General features: G+C 40.2%; 12 protein-coding genes and 1 other RNA gene. 6 read left to right on the top strand and 7 right to left on the bottom strand.

Annotation, left to right across the window (positions count from 1 at the left end):
* The first annotated feature begins 130 nt into the window (after nt 1-130).
* Nucleotides 131-1,207 carry an isochorismate synthase gene (locus KF872_10790; protein ID MBX2904026.1) on the top strand — a complete coding sequence of 359 codons (1,077 nt, stop codon included), beginning with the start codon at nt 131-133 and terminating at the stop codon, nt 1,205-1,207.
* 36 nt (nt 1,208-1,243) lie between these two features.
* Here the strand turns inward: KF872_10790 and KF872_10785 are convergent, their stop codons facing one another.
* From KF872_10785 to KF872_10775, 3 genes are all read right to left on the bottom strand, one after another.
* A complete protein-coding gene (locus tag KF872_10785) occupies nt 1,244-3,337 on the bottom strand; it encodes a penicillin acylase family protein (protein ID MBX2904025.1) in 2,094 nt (697 codons plus the stop codon).
* A 111-nt stretch (nt 3,338-3,448) separates the two neighbouring features.
* A complete protein-coding gene (locus tag KF872_10780; protein ID MBX2904024.1) occupies nt 3,449-4,531 on the bottom strand; it encodes an agmatine deiminase family protein in 1,083 nt (360 codons plus the stop codon).
* A gap of 15 nt (nt 4,532-4,546) precedes the next feature.
* Nucleotides 4,547-5,221, bottom strand: coding sequence for an orotate phosphoribosyltransferase (locus KF872_10775; protein ID MBX2904023.1), 675 nt, complete (start codon nt 5,219-5,221; stop codon nt 4,547-4,549).
* Here KF872_10775 and KF872_10770 point away from each other — a divergent pair.
* Together KF872_10770 and KF872_10765 are read left to right on the top strand one after the other, a co-directional pair.
* The gene (locus tag KF872_10770; GenBank protein ID MBX2904022.1) at nt 5,202-5,840 is read left to right on the top strand and encodes an NUDIX domain-containing protein; all 639 of its coding nucleotides are present in this window, start codon (nt 5,202-5,204) and stop codon (nt 5,838-5,840) included. The two genes, KF872_10775 and KF872_10770, sit on opposite strands and share 20 nt — an antisense overlap.
* 140 nt (nt 5,841-5,980) lie before the next feature.
* The gene (locus KF872_10765; GenBank protein MBX2904021.1) at nt 5,981-8,146 is read left to right on the top strand and encodes a TonB-dependent receptor plug domain-containing protein; all 2,166 of its coding nucleotides are present in this window, start codon (nt 5,981-5,983) and stop codon (nt 8,144-8,146) included.
* Here the strand turns inward: KF872_10765 and fsa are convergent.
* Nucleotides 8,143-8,799 (bottom strand): fructose-6-phosphate aldolase, encoded by a 657-nt coding sequence (gene fsa, locus KF872_10760; protein MBX2904020.1) that lies wholly within the window; start codon nt 8,797-8,799, stop codon nt 8,143-8,145. The two genes, KF872_10765 and fsa, sit on opposite strands and share 4 nt — an antisense overlap.
* Before the next feature lie 88 nt (nt 8,800-8,887).
* Nucleotides 8,888-8,986, bottom strand: an RNA gene (ffs, locus tag KF872_10755) — signal recognition particle sRNA small type.
* Nucleotides 8,987-9,102: 116 nt separating this feature from the next.
* Between ffs and KF872_10750 the strand changes: the two genes are divergently transcribed.
* On the top strand, nt 9,103-9,945 hold the full coding sequence (locus KF872_10750) for a hypothetical protein (GenBank protein MBX2904019.1): 843 nt from the start codon (nt 9,103-9,105) through the stop codon (nt 9,943-9,945).
* Between the two features lie 120 nt (nt 9,946-10,065).
* Complete coding sequence (gene ychF, locus KF872_10745; GenBank protein ID MBX2904018.1) at nt 10,066-11,163, top strand: redox-regulated ATPase YchF; 1,098 nt, start codon at nt 10,066-10,068, stop codon at nt 11,161-11,163.
* An 80-nt stretch (nt 11,164-11,243) separates the two neighbouring features.
* Here ychF and KF872_10740 read toward each other — a convergent pair whose 3' ends face one another.
* Both KF872_10740 and KF872_10735 read right to left on the bottom strand, forming a co-directional pair.
* Nucleotides 11,244-11,531, bottom strand: coding sequence for a hypothetical protein (locus KF872_10740; protein ID MBX2904017.1), 288 nt, complete (start codon nt 11,529-11,531; stop codon nt 11,244-11,246).
* A gap of 56 nt (nt 11,532-11,587) precedes the next feature.
* Complete coding sequence (locus KF872_10735) at nt 11,588-12,361, bottom strand: hypothetical protein (GenBank protein ID MBX2904016.1); 774 nt, start codon at nt 12,359-12,361, stop codon at nt 11,588-11,590.
* A gap of 48 nt (nt 12,362-12,409) precedes the next feature.
* Here KF872_10735 and KF872_10730 point away from each other — a divergent pair, with 48 nt between their 5' ends.
* Nucleotides 12,410-13,546 (top strand): DegT/DnrJ/EryC1/StrS family aminotransferase, encoded by a 1,137-nt coding sequence (locus KF872_10730; protein ID MBX2904015.1) that lies wholly within the window; start codon nt 12,410-12,412, stop codon nt 13,544-13,546.
* The last annotated feature ends 4 nt before the right edge of the window (nt 13,547-13,550 follow it).

The following is a 13,550-nucleotide window of genomic DNA, read 5'->3' as shown; positions in this document are numbered from 1 at the left end:
AACGAGTTGCGCACCTTTAGATTTTATTTAGATGTAAATAATTTACAACGATAGCGTGCCGTTTAGTGCGGCTGTGTATTTAATGAAAAAATTTGCTGTTTAGCGCCCAATGAAAGTGCAACAAGTATTAATGGAAAATTTGCAACGGCTGCTTGAAAGAAACACGGCCTTGGGTTTTCCATTTGCCATTTACCGCTTGCCCAATACAGAAGAGGTAAAGGTAGTGGTTCAAAATACTGCCGAGTTGTATGCTCCGGAATCGCTTGCAGCAATTGCAGGTGAAGAAGGTTTTATTGTAGCGCCATTTGTGCAAGACGAAAAAAGTAAAACGGTTTTTATTCGCCCCGACTTTACAAATTTTGATTTCTTGAAGGAAGAAATGCCAAACGAAGTAAAACCCTTTTCTATAAGGCGAAAAGTGCGCACCATGTCGCGCAAAACTTTTCGGTTGTATGTAGAAAGAGCAAAGCAAAAAATAAGAAAAGGAAAGTTTGAAAAAGTAGTAACGGCAAGGGCAATTAAGCATAAAAGGCCTGAAGGGTTTAATGCCATAAATTTCTTTCTAAAAATTTGCAACACATACGAATGGAGTTTTGTAAGCCTTGTTTTTATTCCTCAGAGAGGGTTGTGGTTGGGTGCTTCGCCAGAATTGCTACTTCATTTTTCAAAAGGAGTTTTTAGTACTTATTCTTTAGCTGGCACACAGGCAAAAGAGAAAAGGCGGAAAGCAAAAGCGCATTGGGGTAATAAAGAAAAGCAGGAGCAAGAAATTGTAAGCAAGTATATTGAACAAGTGGTGAGCGCACACCCAAAAGTGAAACTAATGCTAGCAGGGCCGGAAACAGTTGAAGCCGGAAATATTATTCATTTGCGCACTACTTTTACTATAGAAAACATTCCCCATTTTTATTGGACAGAATTGGTAGAAGCACTGCATCCCACACCTGCCGTTGCGGGATTTTCGAAAGAAAAGGCCATTGATTTTATTGCAGATTACGAGAGAAACAACCGCGCTTATTATAGCGGATTTTTAGGCCCGGTGAATATGAACGATCAAATAAACTTATTTGTGAATTTGCGCTGCATGGAAATTCAAAACAGGCGGTTGGTATTGCATGTGGGTTGTGGTATTACCGCTAATAGTAGCAGTAAAAAAGAATGGGAAGAAACAAAGCTAAAATCGCAAACATTACTGAATCTAATTTAGCAGCAGTATTCCATTTACAATAGCATTAGCAGATTGCTATTGGGGGTGGTAAATAGATTCGGCATGTTTATACCAGTAATCTTTTTGTAGTGGCATTGGTTTGGTTTGCTGGTTTGAATAGAGTTTCATTTGGTCGGTATAGTGTTTAGATGTAGGCTTATTGGAAGCTCCATAGGGCGACACCGTAGAGATTTCGGGGCCGTTTTTAGTGAACTTAACCAAGCAGATATATGACTCTCCAATCCAAGATCTAAATCTTCCATTTTTGTAGGGTTGCGGATACTTGGCTCTCCACTGGTCGGGACCTCCTGAAACCGGCATTTCTATGCCACCTCTTTCGTGTACAAATAGTTGCCCATAAGGGATATTTACTTTTCCGAAATCGCGCAGTAGTTCTTCTTTAGCTTTGGTAATATGTTTTACATACAGTTGGTGGCGAAAGCTTTTATCTTCTACACATTTTTTTTCGATGTCGCTATTACCCAATTCTTCATATAAGCCCCAAAATGCTTTTAGAAAAATGGAGGCAATGGTATCGTTTGCATTGGTGGAGCGATCCCATTTTTTCATATCGGCAATGAGTGAAGCTATTGGGGGATAGTCGTTTTCTTTAAGTTCAAAAATATCGTCTAAAACTATTTTTCGGAATGGCATTCCTACTTCTGTTTGCGGATAGTGGTTGTCGTATTTTATGGTTAAGAAATCGTTCCAATCAATCTTCGAATAGTTTTTAATCATTTCATAGAATCGCTTGCTACGATTGTTTTTTCCCGTTCTGTAGCCCATGTTTGGATTGAAGTTTTCGGGCTTTAGGTTCTCTTCGGGGCAGGTTACTTCAAAGGCATTGTTGTTGGCATTAAAAATGTATCCGCAACTTGGGTTGAGTACTTGTGGCAAATCTTTTACCGGATGAAATTCTGTCCAAAGTGTTTTTTGTGTGTTGCCGGGTACGGTGTTTTTCCAATCGTAGCCTTCGGGTCGCTTAGGAACTAATCCGTTGCTAAGGCAGTAAATGGTATCGTATTTATCGGCATAAGCAAAGGTCATCATGGCGGCCGACAGTGTGTCTAATGCGCCTCTCCATTCGGTAAAGTTTTTTGCTTTGTTCATGCGGAAATACTGCTCTATGGTTTTGCATGTTTGCAAAGCTCCTAATCGAATTGCAAATGTTCCTTGCTTTGTTACAAGGGTGGGGCCATAAATGCTGTTCCATATTTTTTTCCATACGGGAAGAATAAACTTTCCTTTCTTACTCAGGTTTACTTCCATTTTGGCTTTACCGGTTTCTAATTTCAGCACCTTACCATCTACAATGTAATGGTTCTTCTTTTTTGGGTGCATTTGCAATTGAAAAACATCTACCAGACTTAAATCGTTTACGGTATGTGCCCAACCTAAATACTCATTTACTCCGTGAAAAATTGTAACACCTCCATGAAAAGTTCCGCCCAATATGTTTAGTCCTTGCTCGCTTACCAAGTGTGCTTCGTACCAACTGAGTGGACCTTCTAGTGGTTGATGCGAATTGATGTTGAGATATACATTCCCATCTTTGGTGAATTTAGAATTGGCAGCAAAAGTATTGGAGCCTTTCCCTGCTTGTTTCATATCTATCACAGGTTGTTTGCCATCTATAATTTTGCGGAGTGGTCCATCTACACCGCTAAGCAAAGCGTAGGAAAGCATATAGCTTGTTACCACATCTTTTCCTGTTGCGGGAAACGATTTTTTTACAATCACTTCTTCGGGGTGCAATGCTGCGTATTTGTTTACGGCAAGCACCATCGCCTCTATATACTCGCGTACATCTGGCGATAAATTGTGGTAATGTGCTTCTACAAAATCGCCTACACGCATCAACTGTACGGCATAATCTATTATAGCTCCTTCTTTTCCTTTCCAGCGTGCCATAAGGTGTTTACCGGCAAGCAGGCTCCATTGCAAGGTTTGGAAATCGTCTTCGCAGGTAGCCCAACCTAAGCCGTAGGCAACATCGGCATCTGTTTTTCCGAATATGTGGGGTACGCCAAAACTATCGCGCACAATTTCAACATTGGCTGCATAGTTGCGTTGTGCGTTTGTGTTTACGAATAATAGAGTACCGAGTAAAAGCAGGCAGTAGTGTTTCATTTTTTTTGAAAAGATAGAAGATGAAGTGTAGTGTGCAACGAATATAAGATTGTGAAAATTTTATATGTTGTTTTGACACTAAAAGTTTTCTATTTCTTCAAAAAAAGTCTTTTACAATACGCTTGGTTCTTGTTGGCTAAGACAGTGGAAACTGCCTAAGCCCCATATTAAATCGGTAGAATCAATTCCTACAATTTGTCGAGTGGGAAAGCATGTTTGCAGAATGTCTAATGCTTTTGTATCGTTTGTGGCATCTCTAAAAGTTGGCACAATTACTGCTTGGTTAGAAATGTAAAAGTTGGCATAAGATGCAGGCAGGCGCTGGTCTTCATAAACCACCGGAGCAGGCATGGGCAACTCCACAATGTTGAGTTGTTTTCCGTTTTCCAGCCGCATTGTTTTTAGAAGTTTCAAGTTGTGTTGGAGCAGGTAATAGTTTTCGTCTTGTTTGTTTTCTTCTACTACCGTAACTACGGTGTCTTCATTCACAAAGCGCGTAATATCGTCTATATGTCCATCGGTATCATCGCCCACAATGCCATCGTTGAGCCAAAGAATATTCTCTACACCATAGTATTCGGTTAAGAAGTATTCAATTTCTTTTTGCGACAGGTGCGGATTTCTATTTTTATTGAGTAAGCAAGCAGTGGTAGTAAGGAGTGTGCCTTTACCGTTAAATTCCACGCTGCCGCCTTCCATTACAATGCCTGGCTCAAAAACTTTTAGCTGTAATTTTTTAGCAATATGCGTAGGTATCACATCGTCTAAATCGTAAGGAGGGTATTTGCCGCCCCAAGCATTGTAGCCCCAATCTACTATAGCTTTTTCGTTGGAGTTTTTATTGAGTAAAAAAGCAGGTCCGTGGTCGCGGCACCATGCATCGTTGGTAGAATTAAAGTGAAACTCTATATTGTTTAATGCCGTTGATTGAAAAGAAGGCAACACCAATTGCAACTGCTGTAATGCAAAATTTTTCATGGCGGCATCGGCAACATTTATGTGTACTTTTTGATGCGAGGCCACCATAAGTATAAAACGACAATAAGGTTCGTAAACCGTATGTATTTTTCCCGGCCAGCTAGCTTCTTTATGTATCCACGAAAGCCACATGGCGTCTTGCGGACTGAATTCTGCCGGAAAGTAAAAACCCGCTTGCTTGGGGGTGTATTGTTCTCTTGAAATTGATTGAAACATGCGTGTAAATAAGTGTTATACAGTAAAGTTTTGGCTATACCACATTTCGGGGTTTTGATACCAGCGCAGCAGCGCTTCGTGTTGGGTTGCGGTAATGTATTTTTTTGCTGCAGCAATTTCTAATAAAATAGGGTAGTTGCTTAAGGTAAAATAACTGCAATTCGCATTGGTAAATGCCGTATCGGCCTTAGGAAAACCATAAGTAAAAATGGCACCTAAACCGAGTACTTCGGCATTGGCATCGCGTATAGCATCTACTGCTTTTAAGCTGCTGCCTCCGGTAGAAATAAGGTCTTCAATTACCACTACCTTTTTCCCTTTTTCAAGGAAGCCTTCAATTCTATTTTCAAGCCCATGTGCTTTGGGTTTATCGCGCACGTAAACGAAAGGTTTCCCCAAGGCATCTGCCACCAAGGCTCCGTGTGGAATGCCCGCAGTAGCCACACCTGCAATTACCTCGCAGTCGGGATACTTTTCTTGAATAAATTGTGCAAAACTTTTTTTAAGAAAGGAACGTACTTCCGGAAAAGATAAGGTCTTGCGATTATCGCAGTAAATAGGGCTTTTTAAGCCACTTGCCCACGTAAATGGACTTTCGGGAGAAAGCACTACTGCTTTTATTTCGAGCAAATATTCAGCTACTTCGCCAGCAATCGTATTATTTAAAATCATGGCGCAAACATACACCATCTGGTTTAACACTACATTTTTGAAAATAACATCTCCACAATTGCCCGACAATGAGGCAGAAATGCTCTTTGGAAAGGTAATAAAAACAGAAGCAGAGTTATTGGAACTATTACAACCAAGCTCGGTATTGTTTGATGGGAGGTCAGATGTTCGCTTACTTATTTCGGTAAAAGAACCAAGCGATGTATTGGCTATGTTTAAGCATCATTTGCGCTTGGTTTATGCCGGAGGTGGTATAGTGTTTAACGAGCACAATCAAATACTTTTAATTAAACGAAATGGATATTGGGATTTGCCCAAAGGTAAAATGGAAGCGGGTGAAGTGCTTCGCACCACAGCAATTAGGGAAGTGCAGGAAGAAACCGGAGTGCAAATAGAAACTGCTTCGGAACAGAATATTGTAACCTTCCATTGCTACAAAATGAAAGGGGAGTGTTGTATAAAGGAAACACATTGGTTTGAAATGACAGCCACGCTTGGCGAGCAAATATTAGTTCCTCAAACCGAAGAAGGAATTGAAAGAGTTTGCTGGGCCGAAATTAGCGACCTGCCTGCATTTAAGGAGGAAATGTATCCAATGGTTTGGAGTATTTTAGAGGCATATCTCATTGCACTTTAGTTAAATTTGGCATAGAACTTGAAACTGCTTTTAACCATAAAAAACCACCGTTGAAAAAGATAGTGCTTTGTTGCTTATTGTTTGTTGCCGCAAGCGAAATGCTCCTTGCGCAGGCAACTTGCTCTTTAAAGTACAAAGTAGTGAAGCAAGAAGAAGATGAGGAATATGAGCCATTGCAGCACGTGGTGGCAAGTGTTTCGGAAACTGCCATTGCAGCCGTGAGCGATAGTTTGGGCTATATAACTTTGCAAGATGTACCGCAAGGTAGTAGGCAGATTCACTTCTCGCTAATGGGTTATTTTAAGAAGGTAGTAAAGAAGCATGTGCTTGTTTCAGATTCTGTATTTACACTTGTGTATCTTGAGTCTAAAGAAGCTGAACTAGAGGAAATAACAGTGATTACCACCAGAACCAATAGGCACAAGGAAGAAAACTCAATTGCCATCGATGTGGTAAATAATGAGGAAATGACGGAGCGTAGTATTGATAAGCCATCGAGTATTTCGCACGCATTAAAGGAGCAGCAAGGTGTGCAGGTTCAAAGAACCTCTGCCACATCAGGCACTTTTAATATTCGCTTACAAGGCTTGAACGGTAAATACACTCAGTTTCTGAAAGATGGTTTTGCCACATTTGGCGGATTAAGCAGCGGTATAGGAATAGCACAAATTCCGCCACTCGATTTACAGCAGATAGAAATAATTAAAGGTCCGGCTTCTACTTTGTACGGTGGCGATGCTATTGCAGGAGTAGTAAATTTAGTTTCAAAAAAGCCAATAGAAAACGAGCCGGAGCGCGATATTTTATTAAATATAGAGAGCACTCGTTCGGTAGATGCAGGCGTTTATTTAAGCGAGAAAGCAAAGTGGTTTGGTTTTACTTTTACAGGAATGTATCGCAATCAAAAAGAGCGCGATTGGAACAACGATAACTTTGTGGAGTATCCCAAATTGCAGCGTGTGTACGTGGCTCCCAAACTGTATTTTGATGCAGGGAAAAACCTCCAAATAGTATTAGGCGGGCAGTATACTTTTGAAACGCGTTTGGGCGGAACTTTGCAATACATTAAGGGTAGAAACGATTCTGTATATAATTACTTTGAGCAAAACGGTACACACCAAGCCATCACTAACTTTTTATTGGAATACAACCTCCACAGTAAAGGAAAAATAACTGTGCGGCAGGCAATGAACTATTTCAATAGAACTATTGCTTTGCCCGATTACAAGTTTCATGGAGTGCAGTTGGCATCGGTGAGCGAAGTGAGCTATAGTTTTACTAAAAATAATCACACCGTTATTGCTGGTGTAGATGTGCGTACAGATGCTTTTCAGGATAAAATAAAAGATACGGTTTCCCACCGAAATTATAGCTACCAAACGCTGGGTTTTTTTATGCAATACACCGGTAGGTTTAAACGCGGAACCACATTAGAGGCAGGTTTTCGTGGCGACTACAATTTGCAAAAAGGTTTTGTGCCATTGCCTTTTGTTGCTCTTATGCAGCAATGGCATCGGCATTTTGTTACAAGGTTAAGTGGCGGTATGGGCTATAAATTACCTACCATTTTTCAAGGTGAAAGTGAGGAGTTTAATTTTAGAAATGTGCGAGCACTATCTTCGGGTTTACAGCCGGAACTTTCTGCCGGAGGAACGCTTCAGTTAATGGCTCCGCTGCCTAATTTCAATGGCGTTAATATCACACTTTCACAGCTTTGGTTTTATACGCATTTATTTCGTCCGTTATTGGCAGAAGTAAGGCCAATTTCTAACTGCATTACACTCGATTGCCAAGAGTTGATGTTTGCCAATGGAAGTGGTAATATAGAAACCAAAGGAGTAGAAACACGCTTTCAATTATATTATCGAGGGTTTTCTTTTGCTACCGGATATACGTTTACTGCACACACACACACCGTTGGCGGCATTACCAAAGCCGCTGCCATAACAGCTCCGCACCAAGTTTCGCTCTTGGTTGGCTATGAATTATTTAAACGCTTTAGTGCCGGTATAGATGCTTACTGGTTTAGCCCGCAAACTTTAAGCGATGGTACTATTACAAGATCAATTTGGGAAGTTGGTTTAAATACGCAACTAAACTTGAAATATGTAATTGTATTCGCCAACGTAGAAAACATGCTGGATATAAGGCAAAGCAAATATGGCAATTTGGTGAAACCATATCCAACCTATCGCAAACCCCAATTTGCCGAAATTTATGCACCTCTGGAAGGTACAATTTTCAATGTAGGCTTTAAAGCTGTGTTAGGAAGCCTTGGTAAGAAGAAAAAGGTTGATAACGATTAACCGTTTACCTTTTTATGGTCTTCTAAAAATTTTGCCAAACCAATATCGGTAAGCGGATGGTTAAATAATGTAAGAATAGAAGGTAGCGGACAGGTAGCAATATCTGCTCCGGCTTCGGCACAGCGCACAATGTGCAAACTGGTTCTAATAGAAGCGGCTAAAATTTCGGTATTAAAACCGTAGTTGTCGTAAATTAACCTGATTTGCTCAATTAGCTGAATACCATCCCAATTGCCATCGTCCACTCTGCCAATAAATGGCGAAACCATGGTGGCGCCAGCTTTAGCAGCTAAAAGTGCTTGTGCTGCACTAAAAACTAAAGTGCAGTTGGTTTTAATATTATTCTGAGTAAACCATTTTATGGCTTTTACGCCATCTTTTATCATAGGTACTTTTACTACAATATTTTTATGAAGCGCAGCTAACTTTTCGCCCTCTTTCACCATGCCGTTAAAATCGGTAGAAATAACTTCGGCACTTACCGGGCCGTTTACCAAATTACAAATAGTAACATAATGGTTTAAAATAGCTTCTTGCCCTTTTATTCCCTCTTTCGCCATTAATGAAGGATTGGTGGTTACGCCATCTAAAACGCCCAGTTCGTTTGCTTCTTTAATTTGTTCAAGATTGGCGGTATCAATAAAGAATTTCATAATATTTTATTTAGAAAATGAGAGAATTTACAAACGGTTAATGAAGAAAGGGAAGAGTTAGAATAATACTTCACAACGTATAAAATAAAAAAGGCAAGTTACTTATATCGCACCGCTACAACCATCTACCTTTGCTGGGTTTCCCCCCTGGAGGATTCAACAGGAGCTGGTCGTATAAGACTTGCCCGCTGCAAAAATAGAAGCAACTTTATCTTTAACAAATAATTTTTCAAGTATTAAGTAAACTTTTGCAAATGCCAATAGTCGCACCGCGTATTGTTTACCACATTAAAAAAATAAATTATGAAACTTGTTTCAAACAAAGTAGTAATGGTAGCGATAGTTGCCGTTGCTATGCTCAGCGCCTGCAAAAGAGAAACCGCAGATGACGATACTGCTCCCGCTACTAATTTCGCAGCCTCCAACAGTATTTTTTCGGAAGCGCAGAACATTGCCGATGATGCTGCCGAGAACGGAAGCATTTCGTTTAAAACCGATGATGCAACGGGCTTTTTAAGTGGGTGCGCAACTATTACGCACGATACGGCTTCTAGTCCTAAACTGCTTACCATAGATTTTGGTTCTTCGGGCTGTGTGGGAGCCGATGGTAAGCTCAGGAAGGGGAAAATAACAATTAGTTATAGTGGGAAATACAAAGCTCCCGGTACGGTTAAAACTTTCAGTTTCGATAATTACTCTGTAAATGGAAACCAAATTTCAAACAGCAGTTCAAAAACAGTAACTAATAACGGTTACAACAGTGCCAATCATTTAACTTGGAGTATTGCCGTAAATGGGGCTGTAACATTGGCCAATGGTAATGGTACGGTTACATGGACTTCTTCCCGAACTAGAGAAATGCTAGCCGGAGAGGGAACTCCGCAACTTGCAGACGATAAATATTCAATTACAGGTTCAAGTTCAGGAACTACGGCTGCGGGACTTGCTTTTACAGCTACAATAGACGATGCCAATCCTTTAGTGCGCGATTTAAGTTGTGCTCAAGGAAAGCGTAATTTTACAGCAGGAAAAGTTACCATTACTATTACCGGGAAATTGCCACGCGTAATAGATTTCGGAAGCGGTGCTTGTGATAATGAGGCAACCGTTACCATTGGTTCTAAAACCAAAACCATTATTTTATAAAGTAAAAAGCATAAGCGTGCAATGGGCTGCCGATTTTTATTGGCAGCCCATTCTTTTTGTAATTATCTACTTTTTTGGCTGTAGCATATTGTTACTTTTGCCCGCTCAAAAAAATAAAGCATGGGATTACAGTGTGGTATTGTGGGTTTGCCCAATGTTGGTAAATCAACTCTTTTTAATGCAATTTCTTCGGCAAAGGCGCAGGCTGCCAATTTTCCTTTTTGCACCATAGACCCCAACATAGGTGTGGTTACAGTGCCCGATGAACGCTTAGACCGATTGAGTGAAATTGTAAAGCCACAACGCGTGTTGCCTACTACCATTGAATTTGTAGATATTGCCGGGCTAGTAAAAGGCGCTCATAAAGGCGAAGGATTAGGTAATCAGTTTTTGGGAAACATTCGGTCGGTAGATGCCATTATTCACGTGTTAAGATGTTTTGAAGACTCCAATATTATTCACGTAGATGGCAGCGTGAATCCCGTACGCGATAAGGAAATTATTGATACCGAACTCCAGTTGAAAGACCTTGAAAGCGTTGATAAAAAGCTGGATAAACAAAAGAAGTTAGCTAAGAGCAACGATAAAGAAGTATTACGCAGTATTGATGTTTTAGAAATCTATAAGAGGCATTTAGAAGAAGGTAAAAGCGCTCGCAATGCTCCCGTAGAAGAAGAAGACAAAAAGTATGTAGAAGACTTACAGTTGCTTACTGCCAAACCCGTAATTTATGCTTGTAACGTAGATGAGGCAAGTGTGGTAACCGGTAATAGTTTTGTAGAAGCTGTAAGAAATGCAGTTGTAACAGAAAATGCCGAGGTGGTAATTATTTCTGCTGCCATAGAAAGCGATATTGCATCATTGGAAAGTGCTGAAGATCGCGCTGTGTTTTTAGCAGATTTAGGCTTGAAAGAAAGTGGCTTAAACCGTCTTATACAGGCTGCTTACAAGTTATTGAAACTACAAACGTATTTTACTGCCGGAGAAAAAGAAGTACGTGCTTGGACTATTTACGAAGGCACAAAGGCTCCGCAGGCAGCAGGTGTAATTCACTCCGATTTTGAGCGCGGTTTTATTCGTGCTCAAGTAATTTCTTATAGCGATTACACTACCTATAAAAGCGAATCTGCCGCCCGCGATGCAGGTAGGTTGCGTAGTGAAGGAAAAGAATATATAGTACAAGATGGTGATGTGATTCACTTCATGTTTAATGTGTAACTATATTGCCGTATAAAAACAAAGCGCCAAGCGAATTTTCACTTGGCGCTTTGCTTTATAGTAAGAATCCCTTTTAGGAATTACTCTTTTTTTAGATACACTTTCTCTTCTTTTTTATTCAGGTAGTATTTGCCACCCTTAGGGCCGGTGTAAACTGTTTCTCCGTTTGGTCCTTTTAGAGTTTTGTCAATTTTGTCTCCGGTTTTGGTTCTGCCGTCAGCAGGCTTTTTGGCTGTTTTAGCAGCAGTTTCTGTTTTGGCTTTTGCTTGTTGCTGCGAGTGTGTAGTGGCAGCGTTGGCTTGTAGAATAGCTACATTCAGCATTAGTGTAGCAAACATCGAAAGCATTAAAAATTTCAGGTTTTTCATATGAATGTTTTTTATTAAAACCTAAGGTAAAAGCTAATTTCTTAGTTGCAATATTCCTATTGTTGTTTTTTCCTAAAAACAGGAATAATCCATCCTAGTTTAATGCCAATAAAGGCATCTACTCTTTGGTGCGTATCTGCTGAATACGTGTCGAAATTCCACGGTCTTCTATTTTTTGTAAAGGCAACATCTGCTTGTATGCCACCGTAAATCGCAAACCATTTTTTATGTTTCAAAAATATACCTCCAATAAATTGAGAAATTACAAAGCCATTGCTGAGCCTGTCGTAACCTTTTCTATATGTTTTATTCAATTGTGGTAACACATCTTCGCGCACATCAATTAAAACCTTGTGTTCCAAAAAACCTATCCCGGTAAGAAACAGTAAACCGGAATGATTGAGTGCATGTTGCTTTTTGCTAAGTATAACAGTTTTTCCTGCTACGAACTTTAAGTTCCAACCGCGTTCTTGGAGCGATAAGTTTACCAGCGAATTATCTGTAGCATTAATAAATTTCCCATAGTTGCCGTCAAGCGCTGTTGAAAGGCTATCGAGCATAGTGTTTTCCTTTACCCTATTGCCAAAAAGAAAACCGCCTTCTATGCCTATGTGCCAATGTTTTAAAAACTGGTATGTTACAGTTCCTCCCAAATTGGAATTTCCGCCAAACCGTTTCTGCATATCGCCCAGCGGAAACTGGAAAGAATATGCCGGAGCAATTAAAAAAGCACTGGTGTAATTTCTGTCAGAAATAAATTCTTCGTCCTGTGCGTGCAGCACAGTAGCCAACCCAACTAAAATAACATATAGAATAATGCGGAATTGCATGAATGCAAATCTATTATATTCGCCACCGTTTTTAAATAAAGTTACAAAGTGAAAGAAATTAAAATGGTTGACCTGGTAGGTCAGTATCACAAAATAAAAGCAGAGGTAGATGCCGGAATTGCTGAAGTAATTGAAAGTGCCGCATTTATTAAAGGGCCACAGCTTAAAAAATTTGAAGATAACCTTGCTCAGTACTTAAATGTAAAGCATGTAATTGGCTGTGCAAATGGTACCGATGCGCTGCAAATTGCCATGATGGCACTCGATTTACAACCGGGTGATGAGGTAATTACACCGGCATGTACTTATGCCGCCACGGTTGAAGTAGTAGCACTTTTAAAACTTACACCGGTGTTTGTAGAAGTAAATGAAAGTACTTTTACAATGGATGTTGAGGCTATTGCTAAGGCAATTACCCCCAAAACAAAAGCAATTGTTCCCGTGCATTTGTACGGGCAGTGTGCAGATATGGAGCCTATTTTAGCATTGGCTGCCAAGCATAATATTTTTGTAATAGAAGATGTGGCACAAGCCATTGGTGCTTCCTATACCTTTGGCAATGGAGAAACCAAAAAAGCGGGAACCATGGGGACTGTAGGCTGCACTTCGTTTTTCCCTTCTAAAAACTTGGGCTGTTATGGCGATGGTGGTGCACTTTTTTGTAACGATGATGCTTTGGCAAGCAAACTAAAAATGGTAGCCAATCACGGGCAAAAAGTACAGTATCAATTCGAAGTGGTTGGTATCAATTCGCGTTTAGATACTTTACAGGCAGCAGTTTTAGATGTGAAACTGAAGTATTTAGATGAATATGCTGCAGCTAGAAATAAAGTAGCAGATTTTTACGATAACGCCTTCAAGGGCATGAGCGAACTTACGGTACCTTACCGCGCAGCTAATTCTACACATGTATTTCACCAATACACCTTAAAAGTAAACAAAGGAAGCAGAGATAATTTGCGCGAGTTTTTGAAAGAGCGCGGTGTGCCAACTATGGTTTATTATCCCAATCCTTTGCATGTAGAAAAAGCATATAATCCGGATGGTAAATGGAAGTTGGGCGATTTCCCATACAGCGAATGGCATTGCCTAAATTCGGTTTCGCTGCCTATTCACACAGAGTTTGACGAGGCAATGTTTGCTTATATTGCCGAAAGTGTAAAAGACTACTTTAAAACAGTATAAATTA

This window comes from Chitinophagales bacterium, from assembly GCA_019638515.1.
In the GTDB taxonomy this organism is placed as follows: domain Bacteria; phylum Bacteroidota; class Bacteroidia; order Chitinophagales; family LD1; genus UBA7692.
Note: the sequence above shows the minus strand (reverse complement) of the source record. Positions and strands in the feature narration are given on the sequence as shown.

Bases quoted from the DNA above. Each gene is read 5' to 3' on its own strand.
- KF872_10790 (MBX2904026.1), top strand. From the start codon at position 131: ATGGAAAATTTGCAACGGCTGCTTGAAAGAAACACGGCCTTGGGTTTT.
- KF872_10785 (MBX2904025.1), bottom strand. From the start codon at position 3,337: ATGAAACACTACTGCCTGCTTTTACTCGGTACTCTATTATTCGTAAAC.
- KF872_10780 (MBX2904024.1), bottom strand. From the start codon at position 4,531: ATGTTTCAATCAATTTCAAGAGAACAATACACCCCCAAGCAAGCGGGT.
- KF872_10770 (MBX2904022.1), top strand. From the start codon at position 5,202: ATGGCGCAAACATACACCATCTGGTTTAACACTACATTTTTGAAAATA.
- KF872_10775 (MBX2904023.1), bottom strand. From the start codon at position 5,221: ATGGTGTATGTTTGCGCCATGATTTTAAATAATACGATTGCTGGCGAA.
- fsa (MBX2904020.1), bottom strand. From the start codon at position 8,799: ATGAAATTCTTTATTGATACCGCCAATCTTGAACAAATTAAAGAAGCA.
- KF872_10750 (MBX2904019.1), top strand. From the start codon at position 9,103: ATGAAACTTGTTTCAAACAAAGTAGTAATGGTAGCGATAGTTGCCGTT.
- ychF (MBX2904018.1), top strand. From the start codon at position 10,066: ATGGGATTACAGTGTGGTATTGTGGGTTTGCCCAATGTTGGTAAATCA.
- KF872_10740 (MBX2904017.1), bottom strand. From the start codon at position 11,531: ATGAAAAACCTGAAATTTTTAATGCTTTCGATGTTTGCTACACTAATG.
- KF872_10735 (MBX2904016.1), bottom strand. From the start codon at position 12,361: ATGCAATTCCGCATTATTCTATATGTTATTTTAGTTGGGTTGGCTACT.